A 13488-nucleotide genomic window follows, 5' to 3' on the forward strand; every position below is an offset into this window, starting at 1 on the left:
CTTTAATGTTTAACCGCTCGCTTTCTTCCCCGCTGTTTCCGCTTCGTTTTTACAACAGAAACCGAAAGATGATCTTGTTGGGGCTGTATTTGCGATAGATCGACCAGCGCCGATGAACCATCCACAGGCAAATCATACTGCGAGTCACCAGCATGCACGCCCTGAACTTTCTCAAATTCCACAGCACGGTGAACATTATCGCCCAACCTGCTCAATATCCCTTCAGCACCATAGGCACTAGCTAAGTCTACTCCTTTGAATACACACTTATTCCGGTGATCAACATAAATCACGTCTTGCAATCTCTTATCCTGATCACCTTTAAATACCACATCGATTGCCTTTGTTTTCAGCGATGCCGAGAATGCTGCTGTATCACGAATTTTCACATTGTCTAGCACAAGATCTATTTCATAGAGAATTCTTCCTTCCAGGCCCAACTTAAGCGGCACATTCTTTTTAAATCTTTCTTCAAGGCGATTTAATCCAGGATTGAATGGTAAAGAACTGGCTTTGACCGGCACGCCTATCCGATTACCTGACCCGTCGAGTAAACGATAAATTAGTCCCCTATTTTTAAACAGCCTGGATCCTTCCTTACCCTGTTCCGCCCGAACATTATACAAGCCCAGGACTGTATTTAACTCTGCAAATGAGGTAAAAAGATATTCATTAAGCACGCTTTCCAACACGCGGGCAATACTACCGAACGTTGGCGATTTGCCATAGGTTAGTTTTGAAAGCTGCTGGGGGTACAAAGCGTCACCCGAGTCCTTTACTGCTGTGCTGGTAGTCAGCGCAAAACGGGTCCGGATCTGTTTAAGCAGCGACTGAAAATGGGGCGCTTTCGTATATAGATTAATTCGCTTACCATCAGCCTGTATATTGGTGGTTAAAATATGCAGGTGTGGATGTGCCGCGTCCAGATGTTCATATACCAAATAGGGCTGGTTCCCAAAACCAATCTCCTGCATATAAAATTTTGCAATCTCCTGCAAAAGACTCGGGCTAAGCTGGTTTGCCGGATCAAAGTTCAAAAAGATGTGCAGGCCATTTATTTTAGTGCGCGGGTTTAACGCAGCCATTTTTTCCAGCATTCCCAGTCGGTCAGACTGATTCAATTCAGAAAGTTTGCGCGGGTAATTTTCGGCCATCAGGCAGGTTGCAGCCCCCGAGCACAGCTTAAGCTCGTTGTAGTAGAAACTTCCACTTAAGGATTTAATCGTATTTATGAATGCAACCATTTCTCAGCAGTTGAATTGATGAATACATTTATTTCCTCAATGTTTTTCAACAATTTTCGTCGATCCATTTCATAATTTAAAAGCCAAGTTTGGAATTGCGGAATGCTGGCCATGGTATGCAGTTTTTGAACCGCCTGATCGAAGTGAATTGCCACATCATTTAAGCCCTGCCTTAAAGCCACCAGTTCAACAAAAATATCTTGCAGCGACTGGTTTCTTACGGCTGCAATCATGGGTTTCCCCAGTAAAATTGCCCGTGCATATTCACTAAAATTCCTGTGGGTTGTGCCCGCAAAATTTTTCTGCAGCAGGTCTTGTTCCCCTGCAGTTAACCGCACCGCACAGCGTTTGTTTCTATTATTTTTCTTGCTTCTCATTCCTACATTCTTAAACAACATTAAAAAACCATTATGGAGTTTAGCGCCTCTAACCTAAAGATTTCGCTAACTGAAGATCAGCCAACCCTTTTGCGTAGCATTTACGCTGGCTTATCACACAAAAGTAAGGTTGATAAATACCAGAAAACGACCCAGCATAAATTCTAAAGAGGATTAACCCCATATTAAAAATTAACATTGACGGCCAGAACAACGTCAGTGAGACTTTAGGCTAAGATTCAACCGTGGCCAAAAGAGAAATGAGGAAATAGCCAGGAGATGGTCGCTCATCCCTCTTGAATTCTAAATAGGTTATTCTCCAGGCAACAGATGACCTTTGCTGCTGCGAACCTAAAAGAAGAATTCAACTATGGGAGAATACATAAAATACAAAAACAGCGTCATCAAACTGGGTACCTGCGAAAGTCTCTATTATGCCTCGTATCCAAAATATGTCCAGGCACTGGAATCCGGTCAGCTCAAACAGGAGCCGGGAAACCTTCCCCCTGAAAAATACGCCGGGGCGGACATGGGTTTCCTTTTTCGCTTTCCTTTTCCAGATGAAGATCATTTGAAACTGGGAGAAGTAAAAGATTACAGGCGCGGGATCCCCGTAACCATTACAGATCCGACCATACTTGAAAACTCTTTCTCTTGCAACCAGCCAGCCTGTCCCAGGGAAATTGAGCTTACCCAGCAAAAGCTGGTACATCGGTATTCAGATGGCCAGCTTTGCCTGGTACTGGTTTACCGGGATCCTTACCTTGGCAGCTCTTTCCGTGTGGAAGAGGATGCGGTTATAAAGCAACTCCTCAAACAACTGATCAGAAACAACATTGTTATGGAAACGGATTCCCCAAAAAAAGTGTTTTACCGTCAGATCGCCCGTAGGATCATAGATGGATATCAACTTAACAAGCACAGCTTGAGGATCATCTATCCACAAAAAGATGTCCGGAAACCAAGAATTTCTACAGGTAGAAAAAAGCTAAACTGACCAGAGTTAAGGAGGCAGGAAAAGAGTATAAAAATGGCAAACAACCGGACTCTGTCTAATTCAGTTAAGGTAGTAAGCAATTGAAATGTTTCTTGAACCTATCCGCTATTGGATTGTTTTACTAATAGGACATTTTAGCAAAACAATAAATCAATTACCGCAGATCATGGAAAGAAATTCATTTGTAGAAGGATTGGTGATTGTTCTGGTGATGCTGCTGGTCATTTTCTTTATCAGTAAAAACCGGAGGAACGGAAAAATTTGAAGAGACACAAACAAGCCGGAAATTAAAAAAACATAATGTTTAGATCTCAATGTACGAAGGGGGAATAAATTAATCTGGAGAATTAAGCCAAGACAATTAGATGAGACCAATTGCCCTGGCTGAAATATCAGCTAGTACTCCTTAATCAAACGGATCATCTTTTCCATTGCACGAATGACTATATGTTTATCTACATCCTCCCCTGTATAGGCATTGCTCCGCAGACTTCCAGCAGAGACATTGCTCTGTCCTGAAGCCGTCACAACCAGAGGTGCCAGCTCCTCACATAAAGATTGAAAGGATTTGCTCTTGATTACTGACGCATCCAGCGCCGCACGGACAGCCATCCCCAATTGATCTACCGATAAACCAAATTGAGTTTGTACCTTTTTTTTCTTTGTCAAATTTATCACCTCAGAGGGGGCCAAATTGGGTTTATCCAAATCATTGATCTTTGCCAACACGTATTGGGTTATCAAATCACAAGCAAGGAACCTGGCAAAAAGGTAATCGCAGGAAGTTCGTGACATTCCTGGCAAGAAGGGTAATTCAGGGACAGTAACAAGCATTTTTATATCCGGAAGGAAATACAAGTGGTCTGTTTGGTTCATTCCGCTTCTAAAATAACTGTAATAAAATCCATACCGCTTCAAAAAGTAATCGAGTTGTTCCAATTCTGACTCATAAAAACACTTTATTCCCTGTTTTGCACCAAGAGGCTTATTCAAAATCAGGTGGTACCGTTCCAGATAAAACAGCCAAAGTGCTACAAATTTCGGGCGAATCTCCTTAAAAAATACGATCCGGGTAGTATCGGATAGGTCAACCACATCAGCAAATGAATTGTCCATCGTCTGAATATCTGCTTGAATCAAAGCCAAAGCGGCGTTGAGTATTTCAAGTGGGGTGCCGACTTCAATGTCCGTCAAGCGCTGCTGGAGATCCAGGTAAGTTAATTCAGAATTCTTTTCAAATAAAACCCAAACAGAAGTCAGGTCTGTGTTTTCTTTTTTCATCATAGGGAGAGAATGAGTTTAACAAAAGGTTCTACAAAGTCACCCGCCGTTGGGTAGACCTCAGGACAGGGATATACTGCCATGAAAGTGGATTTTAAAGACAAAAATATCAATAGGGGAAATCCCCTATTTTGTAAAATAAGGAGAAACCCTTAGCTGGACCCACATGCCAGTCACCAACGGTGAGTTACTCCAAAATGCATATCAGCCTTAGTATTCTCAGCCGCTAGCGATAATCAAATTACTGATCCCTGAACGGCCTTTTGATTTTTCTAGGTGCTACGAAATATCAAAAGGCCGTAAAGTCGTCACAAAAGAAAATTACGTAATTGACAATTATCTAAATGAGGTCGAGATCACAGCAGCCTTTGACAAAAAAATGGTTGTTGGGCCTATTGATGCATTGCCCCAGTTTGAGATGAGCTGTAACGGACAGCCGAACGCTTACTTTTCGGATTTGCTCAAAAATTTTGAAAAAAGGCCATTGGTAACGCCAAATAAAAAACTTAAATAAAAAATAAAAGAGCCGGGAATCATGATGTAAGGATGCCAAAAATACAGATACCGCCAACCATAGCCATGACTTTCATTTATATAACTATAAACCAATATTCCTACTGCCAAAGCAATCAATAGTAGCAGTCCAATCACAGCAAGCACTATGGTTTTGGCATTCCATTTCACCTCCTGCTCGTCTATTCCAATGGTATTGCCCACTTCAAAACGGCGTTCATACGGTTTTGAGTCCATAAACTCAAACTCTTCTGAAACCGCCCCTTTTCTTTTTTCACCACGCTCCAACAATCGAATAATACCATTTTTTTTTAAAAGAAGATTAATCAAAAATTCCTTGATGTAATAAATAAATACGATGAACCAAAGTGCCGTGCCCAGGCCAAGCAAAACGAATGCTTCGCTGGCAGATGTATGAATCATCTCATAATCGCTTAGATGATGATTTCCTGCGTAATGGAGAATGAGTGGTAGTCCGATTGCAAAAAACAACAAATAGATAATCCAAAATAGACTAAAAACATTCCAAAATTTCATAAAAACCAGTTTTTTAGTGATTGAAATAAAGCTTCATGTTACTTTTTTAAAGATAGGCAATATTTTATTCGAAGAGATTCATCAATTTATATTGATGAGTGGTGGAAAGCATATTATTGGATTCGTAATTCTCAATGAAGGATCACAGTACAGACCAAAAATGAAAATATAGATTCTTAAATCATTGTGAAAACAGGTAAGCGCGAAGATTTTTTTAATGAACTTAGTTCTATTTTTATTTGTTACACATGGTATATGCGTTCAGTTCACCAACATCTTGAGTAGTTTGTTTTTAGGTACTCCCCAAAAGTTTGTCAAATAGCAAAATAAATGACAAGCAATTTCGCTTTAAAAAAAGTCAAAGTCCTGAAAACTAAAGTAATCATAGCCCGAAAAAAGACAAGGAAGTACAACAGGCCACCCACCATAAAAATCAAACAAATCCGCATTGGGTATCAGCTTGGCTCAAAATGACGTGTCTACTATCTTGTTCTTCCCCACTCATATCTTTGAAATATACACCTAGCAGTTAAGTCTTTTAGTTGCATTTTGCAATTCAGTTAATTTTATTTACCATTGCGATGAGAGCGTTAAATTTTAAAAGCGATACAATTTAGCCCATATTGCATCACTTTATCTTCCTATAGCTCGGCTCCGACGACTACTTTACTATTGACTAATTCAAATGTCGGCGTTTGATAACTTCGATCCTATGGTTGTTCGAATCCTGACAAGTGCACTTCACGTAAATTCAATGTTAACTTGGTGGACAATAAATCAAACGGAACCAGAACAGGCAATTCAAGCCTAGTACTTTTTTATAAATAATAACGAACAATTCATTAAATTTTCCTGCCAGATTGGTATAGGTTGTACCATTCTATAGCTATTCCTTACTCATATCTTGAAATACACATCCAATGCATGAATCCCGTACGAAACCGCACATCAGTGCTCGAAAATGAACACATTGTAGCATTAAAAAGGGGACTGATTTCTAAGAATCGAGTATTTGAATACTGGCATTGAATTGGTTAGTTTTTAACCACCACCTTTTTATCATGAAGACTAATATGAAATTATCAATTCTATTTCTATCCGGAATCTTGTGTTCATTCCAAATTAATGCCCAATCGATAAAAGCAACCAAATCAGATTCAAGTAGCGAAGTTCAAATACCAATGAAGGCTGAATATTGGAAAAGTGACGCCGCTACAACTGAATTTACAACCTACAAAAATACGAATGTTATAAAAGGAAAAAATGGAAGTGCATTTCAGGTATTTTTAAAAAATCACAATTTCAGCAATGGTACAATTGAATTTGATGTAGAACTTAGCGGCATCGGATTTCCGGGAATTAATTTCCGCATGTCCGAAGACCATAAAAATGGCGAGAACTTTTATATCCGTTCTTTTGGTGCTGTAAAACCGGAAACCAGAACAACATTGCAGTATGCTGCCTTAATGGACGGCATGAGCATCTGGGACTTGACCGACGAGTATCAGGCAGGTGCCGTTATATATCAGAATAAATGGAATCATTTAAAATTGGTTATATCAGGCAAACAGATGAGGGTATATATAAATGAAATGACCAAACCTGCGCTCATTGTTCCCGAATTGGAAGGTGGACGTAACTCTGGCGGCATTTCGCTTTCTGGAAATGTTATATATGCCAATTTTACAATAAAACCAAATGCTACAGAGGGCTTAAGTCCCGAATCTGGTTATATCGCAACCACTGGCGATACAAGATACCTAAGAGATTGGATGGTAGCACCTGCGAAAGATTTTCCTTTTGGACAAGAAATAAAATTCTCTTTACCAAGTATGTATGGAAAACTAACAAATTCGGAGTTACCAGATAGTAATACAAAATGGTCACCGATAAAAGCTGAAGCGCGTGGAATTGTTAACCTTACCAGAATATATGGACTAAGAGAAAATGATGTCAGACGACTTACTTGGCTTAAAACTACAATCGATTCCGACAAGGATCAGGAAAGAATGCTAAATTTTGGCTTTAACGATGAGGTATGGCTCTTCTTGAATGGTGAAATTATATACGTTGATAAAAATTACTTTGGTACGCCAGCGCAAAAAAGTCCTGAGGGAAGATGCACTTTAGAAAATGCCAACATTAAACTTCCTCTGCGTAAAGGCAAAAACGAGATAATGATAGCACTAGCAAATTATTTCTATGGCTGGGGCATTATTGCCAGGTTGGATCATACTGACGGTATCAAACGCTAAGAAGCTCGATGCTACCAAACCTCAAACATGCTTGGGTTTAACTGTTTCTTATCGGATGTGCTAGCAAACAAACTATTTCCCGGCCAGGTTGGTACAGGTAATATCTTTCGGAGATAATGGATATTTCTCACTCGTAACTTTGAAATAGACTGATAACCATAGCTGTGGTTTAGCACTAACTGGGATTCATAGCCTTAAGCAGGAGCATTTCCCCAAGTTCACTGAACTTAATACCCTGAGCGTTTTGTCTGCCAATGTCGCTCATCTTAACCAGTGTTTTCTGAAGGATGCTGATCATCTTTTCTTCCGGTTGCGTTTTAATGAGTGCATCGTACTGGAATTCTAAAAACACAAGGCACAACGCATCTTCTATTATCTGTACCTCTGCGTCATTTTTTATTCCTTTTTTCAATATGATTTCCTTGACGCGCTTTATAATGCTTTCGTTATAGTCAATGGAACGAAGTATTTCTTCACACTTTTTTGAATGAAATTTTGAAAGATCACTTCTCCATTTTAAATAGCCGATCCGGCCCTCGGGGTAGGTTTTTCTTGCGATTTCCCAACGGCCAATATGTTGACATCTGGAGGCAAGCTGCAAGGCTTCACTAGCATTTGGTTCAAGTTTTAGTACCCATTGGTGAAGCTTTAATGCATAAAAATATTCAATTGGATAAGTCTTGCCCTGGTATGTAATACTTTCGGGAGACCTCTGGTTATATTGATCAAAAAGAGTATAGGCCTGTTGAATATTTGACATGTTTCACTTTAATTAGAATTTTTGCCAAGTGGCATTTGTTTTGGGATCAGCGATTATTTTATGGGCAATACAATAACAAGAACCCGGGCAGATGGATAAAAAGTTTGCTACATCACACTAACTATAGCAGCAGGTATCAGTAAGGCTTGTTTTAACTAGCATAGCTGAGTCTAATTTAGTGGAAAAAATCAATTGTAATAGAAAATAGTGAATTATTTAACCCTGTTTATATATTTAGGCGATAGTGGTTCAGGTTTCTCTCGTAATCCAATTCAACTTTGCTCGATGGAGGTTTAGATCGGACTTCGGGCTAACACCTATGTGGCCACTTCTTTCGCGGAACCTGGTTCTTCTGATCATTTAATAGGCGACATCAATTGTACTGTAAAATGTTCTGCTATCTGTTATGTGTGTAAACATAAAAGCCGCTAAATCTGCACGCGAGGTTATTGCATCCCCAGAAAGGACCATAAGTAGACATTCTTTAACTCTCAGCCCAAATACCGGCATCAACCAATGATCACAGATCTACTAGAAATCAAATCCTGAACCGTTCCTCCACTCGCATGATATCAATAATTGCAGATCAGCACTGGATCGCTTTAAGAAGTTTGCCGGACTGACTACCGCTCATTAAAATTTCATGAACCAAAAATCAAACGCAGTGTAATCAATAGGAATTTAAAACTTATAATCATGGTAAACCCGGAAGATAGAAACAATAAACTACTGCATCTGGAAATAAGAAACCTTACCAGGTTATTCCCCAAATATCTGTTTGCTCCCGATACACAAAGTTCCTGTAGAAACTCCCGGGTACACTTGACTTTTGTTAGGAAATGGATTTGGGTGGAGATTCCTGCAGACCGATTAACGGAAAAAGCAAAGCATTTCGCAGTTAACTTTGATTTAACCTCACAACATGAAATGAATCCTCCCTGAGTCTCCCAAAATTGACCGTATCGCCCGTCCCTTGTTGATCAAATGATTTATTAATCCTTTGAGGCCAAAATTATTTAGGTTTCTTTTGACCAGGCGATCGTAAAGGTAAAGAACTGTATGCGGTGCCTTACCGCCAGCACTGAGCCTATCCCGTGGCAGTTTGGTTATTGCTCAAAACAAATAATCGTTAAATCGAAGCGTTTACTTGTCGTATTTATCATTTCTTTTGACCTATTTATCATTAGCGCGTTTATTTGTGTAATTTCTTAGGATTTAAGTATTTTAGACTCTGAATTATGGCTGTCACTGCCATTATACTAACCAATTAATAACCTGTTATGAGCCTTTTTAAAGCCGCAAGCATCTTTGCCAAACGGCATATGTTATTTTTAATATGTTTGTGTCCGCTTTTAGGTATTGGTGCCGTACCCCCCTTAAAATTCACCAATATATCCAGCGATAACGGATTATCCAACGGCAACGTTAATTGTATATTGCAAGATAGCAAAGGCTTTATGTGGTTTGGCACTAAAGACGGGTTGAATAAATACGATGGCTACCAAATGGTAGTGTATAAAAATAACGCAAATAATAAGCTCAGTATCAGCGACAACTACATCAGACATATTTATGAGGACAGGAAAAAAAACCTGTGGATTGGCACCTCCAATGGATTAAATTTATTCGACCGGGAGAAAGGCACCTTTACATCCTATAAGCACCAGGTAAATAATCCAGCATCGTTATCTGACAACAGCATCAACCGTATTTATGAAGATCGTCGTGGCAACCTTTGGATAAGTACTTATAACGGCGGCCTGAATCTATTTAACCGGCAAACTAAAAAGTTTAGCTGCTATAGAAAGAATGCAACCAATGCATCATTAAACTACATTAATTACATCTTTGAGGATCGTGAAAATAATTTGTGGATTGCGGCCGGATCGGGCTTAAACAAATTTAACTACCGAAACAATACCTTTAACGAAGATTTGCTGAGCCCTAATTTTAAAGCCAAGATACGGGTAATGCAGCAAGCGCCCAATGGTGATTTTTGGATAGGCACCGAAAATGCGGGTATCTATGTAGTTAACCCTAAAACCAAACAAATAAAGCATCTTTATCATATTGAAACGGATGCATCAAGCATAGGCAGCAACTCGGTTACTGATCTGATTTTTGACAAAAAAGGAAATCTGTGGGCCGGTTGCGTAAACGGTGGCTTAAATTTACTTACCCCCGGCAGCAGTTCCTTTTATCATTATACCGAATACTATCTAAATAACCCCGGTACGCTGCCGCACCGAACCATATCTGCACTTTTTGAAGACAATCAAGGTAACATGTGGATCGGCACACACCGTGGAGGGATTAAATTATATGAGCCCAGATCACAGAACTTTGAACTTTTTCAACACGAGGAAAATAACAATAGCTTAAGCTATAATGATGTTAAGGCGTTTTATGAAGACAGTAAAGGCACGATCTGGATTGGCACCGATGGCGGAGGACTTAACAAATACAACCGCGCCGATAACTCCTATAAACATTACCGCTATAATGCGTTTGATAACAGCTCTATTAGCTCTGATGCGGTGCTTGATATTATAGAAGATAACCAGGGCAACTTGCTGGTCGCTACATGGGGCGGCGGTCTCAATATTTTTAACTCCAAAACCGGAACATTTAAACGGCTTTTAAACAATCCCAAGGATAATTTCAGCATTAGTTCTAACCATGTTTACAAACTGTTGAAGGATAGGAAGGGCAATATTTGGATAGGTACTTATAACGGGGGCCTGAACCGTTATAATCCGGACAATAACACGTTCACACGGGTAACTAAGGACCCGCAGAACAGAACCAGCTTTTTGGGTTACGATATTGTATCATTAAATGAAGATAAAAAAGGCAACATATGGATAGGCACAGACGATGCCGGACTTAACTGCCTTGACGAAACCACAAATTCTTTCAGGCATTATTTTTTAGGGCAGGAGAAAAACCCTATTATTGAAGTAATTTATACCGATAGCAAAGGCCGGGTCTGGGTAGGACAAGCCGGCCTTTATTTATACAATGAAACCAAAGATCAATTTAATCTATACACCAAGAGTGGTGTGCTGGCCAATGAGCTCATTAAGGGCATACTGGAGGATGAAAAAGGCCTGTTATGGATCTCAACCATTAACGGATTAATTAAATTTAACCCCGATAAAGGCACATACAAAAAATACAATAAGGCAGACGGCCTGCAGGGCGAAGAGTTTTCTGCTAATGCGTTTTTGAGGGCCAGGGATGGCAAGCTATTTTTTGGTGGTATAAGCGGGTTCAATTCCTTTTATCCTAAAAACATTATTACCAATAGCTTTATCCCACCGGTATACTTAACCGAGTTTCAGATCTTCAATAAAAAAGTTACGCCCTTTGAATATAACTCGCCCTTAAAAGCAGATATTAACATTGCTAAGGAAATTGTTTTAAAGCACAACCAGTCCACCTTTTCATTATCATTTGCAGCGCTTAATTATGCCGCCAGCAGCAATAACTCGTATGCCTACAAACTGGAAGGATTTGATAAACAGTGGAATTACATTGGGCATGATCGAAAGGCCTTTTATACCAACATAGATCCCGGCACTTACGTATTTAAAGTTAAGGGATCAAACAACGATGGAATCTGGAACAATCAAGTTACCACCCTTACTATTATTATTACACCCCCCTATTGGCAAACCCTGTGGTTTCGCATTCTAATGGGCATTATTTTTATAACAGGCATTTATTATGCCCTAAACTTTAAACGGCAGCTTGAGCTGGATAAACTCGAAAAGCAGAAAAAAGAGGAGTTACACCAAATTCAGCTTCAGTTTTTCACCAACATATCGCATGATTTACGTACCCCGCTTACGCTGATCATGGGCCGATTGGAAAAACTGATGAAAGAGGAAGTGAGCATAGCAACCGGCCGACATTTTTCATCGCTGTATAAAAATGCTAACCGGCTGATGAATTTGATCAATGAGCTAATGGATTTCAGAAAGGTGGAATCAGCGGCTTTATCCTTAAAGGTAGCTAAAGGCAACATCGACCTGTTTATTGATGAAATTACGGACGAGTTTGTCGAGCTTGCGCACGAGAAACAATTAAGCCTCTCTTTCAGGAAAAACTTAACCATAACCGATACATGGTTTGACCGTCAAATAATGGAAAAAATAGTTTTAAACCTGATTCACAATGCTATTAAGTACACCCCGGCAGGAGGAAAAATAATGGTGGATATAACCGAGCCGGAAAACATGATCATCAACAGCTATAAAAACGAGTTGCTGATTAAAAGCGATTATCAATCGAAAAAAAGCATGGCCATTAAAGTTACCGATACGGGGATCGGCATTGATAAGGACTCGTTAAAGCATCTTTTTGAGCGTTATTACAGGGTTTCGGAATCGCATCTTGGATCGGGCATTGGCCTGGCCTTTGTGAAAAGCCTGGTTACCCTGCACAAAGGTGAAATTTGCGTATCCAGCGAAAAAGAAAAAGGCACCGAAGTAATTATTAAAATACCTTGTTTAAAGGATGACTACGACGATTCCGAAATTTGGAACGAAACCCTGGATGAAAGCACTGTTCGGCTGGAAAGCGTGATACCCGTCCTGCAATATACAACCGATGCAAGCAGCACGGCCGTTGACGATTTAATGGAGGAGATTAATACCGGGGCCATTAAAAAGCACATTTTAATAGTTGATGACAACCCCGAAATAATTGAGTTGATCAAAGATAGCTTAGGCAGCTATTACCAAATTTCGGTAGCTACAGATGGTGCAGACGGGATTATTAAAGCTAAGGAGGAACATCCAGATCTCATCATTAGCGACATTATGATGCCGAGGATGAATGGTATTGATTTTTGCCGGCTGACTAAGGAAGACCTGGAAACCAGCCATATTCCTTTTTTATTGCTGACAGCTAAGGATAATATCGAATCGAAAATTGAAGGAATCGGATCGGGCGCCGATTACTACTTTTCCAAACCCATTAACTTTAAGCTGCTAGGTTTAACCATTAAAAATATTTTTGAGCAGCGGCAAAAGCTAAAAAACCATTATGCTAAAGATCACCAGATTGAGGTCAGAGAACTGGCACATTCTACCCGAGATAAAGAATTCATAGACAAACTCTTATCCTACATTAACGCAAACATGACTGACACCTACCTCGATGCCGATTTCCTCTCTGCAGAGATGTGCATGAGCAAAACCAAGTTGTACAACAAAATTAAAAGTATTACCGGCCAATCTATTGGTGAATTTATCCGCACCATACGACTGCAAAAAGCTAAAGAAATCATGATTCATGAAGATATTTTTATTACTGATGTGATGTACCGTGTGGGTATACAAACACAGTCCTACTTCACCAGAGCCTTTAAAAAAGAATTTGGCATTCCCCCCACCCAGTTCATCCAGAAAATAAAACCTACCAACGTGTAACATGGTCTGAATTCCAGGCCAACAAAAACACACTTTAGCGTAAAGAAGGCCGCTCCTGTTATCGGGGCGGTCTTCTTCAATCATAG

9 protein-coding genes are annotated in these 13488 nt (G+C 39.8%); 4 read left to right on the top strand and 5 right to left on the bottom strand.

From position 1 onward, the window contains the following. Nucleotides 1-2: 2 nt before the first annotated feature. Nucleotides 3-1244 carry a relaxase/mobilization nuclease domain-containing protein gene (locus tag AC1DDK_RS03535; protein WP_477611750.1) on the bottom strand — a complete coding sequence of 414 codons (1242 nt, stop codon included), beginning with the start codon at nt 1242-1244 and terminating at the stop codon, nt 3-5. Next, complete coding sequence (locus AC1DDK_RS03540) at nt 1229-1621, bottom strand: plasmid mobilization protein (protein ID WP_477611751.1); 393 nt, start codon at nt 1619-1621, stop codon at nt 1229-1231. The genes AC1DDK_RS03535 and AC1DDK_RS03540 overlap by 16 nt, the downstream gene beginning before the upstream one ends. Before the next feature lie 370 nt (nt 1622-1991). On the opposite strand from AC1DDK_RS03540, the gene AC1DDK_RS03545 reads away from it, so the two are divergent. Continuing rightward, entirely contained in the window at nt 1992-2618 is a 627-nt protein-coding gene (locus tag AC1DDK_RS03545) for a hypothetical protein (RefSeq protein WP_477611752.1), read from the top strand. A 396-nt stretch (nt 2619-3014) separates the two neighbouring features. Here the strand turns inward: AC1DDK_RS03545 and AC1DDK_RS03550 are convergent, their stop codons facing one another. Continuing rightward, nucleotides 3015-3902 carry an RteC domain-containing protein gene (locus AC1DDK_RS03550; protein WP_477611753.1) on the bottom strand — a complete coding sequence of 296 codons (888 nt, stop codon included), beginning with the start codon at nt 3900-3902 and terminating at the stop codon, nt 3015-3017. Between the two features lie 441 nt (nt 3903-4343). Then, entirely contained in the window at nt 4344-4949 is a 606-nt protein-coding gene (locus AC1DDK_RS03555; protein WP_477611754.1) for a hypothetical protein, read from the bottom strand. 1061 nt (nt 4950-6010) lie between these two features. Here AC1DDK_RS03555 and AC1DDK_RS03560 point away from each other — a divergent pair. Beyond that, on the top strand, nt 6011-7204 hold the full coding sequence (locus tag AC1DDK_RS03560; RefSeq protein ID WP_477611755.1) for a hypothetical protein: 1194 nt from the start codon (nt 6011-6013) through the stop codon (nt 7202-7204). A gap of 175 nt (nt 7205-7379) precedes the next feature. On the opposite strand, the gene AC1DDK_RS03565 is transcribed toward AC1DDK_RS03560, so the two are convergent. After that, the gene (locus AC1DDK_RS03565; RefSeq protein ID WP_477611756.1) at nt 7380-7964 is read right to left on the bottom strand and encodes a DUF4202 domain-containing protein; all 585 of its coding nucleotides are present in this window, start codon (nt 7962-7964) and stop codon (nt 7380-7382) included. Nucleotides 7965-8660: 696 nt separating this feature from the next. Here AC1DDK_RS03565 and AC1DDK_RS03570 point away from each other — a divergent pair. Both AC1DDK_RS03570 and AC1DDK_RS03575 read left to right on the top strand, forming a co-directional pair. Further along, nucleotides 8661-8906, top strand: coding sequence for a hypothetical protein (locus AC1DDK_RS03570; protein ID WP_477611757.1), 246 nt, complete (start codon nt 8661-8663; stop codon nt 8904-8906). Nucleotides 8907-9244: 338 nt separating this feature from the next. Then, entirely contained in the window at nt 9245-13402 is a 4158-nt protein-coding gene (locus AC1DDK_RS03575; protein ID WP_477611758.1) for a hybrid sensor histidine kinase/response regulator, read from the top strand. Nucleotides 13403-13488: the final 86 nt, after the last annotated feature.

Source organism: Pedobacter sp. 05T44, assembly GCF_056395985.1.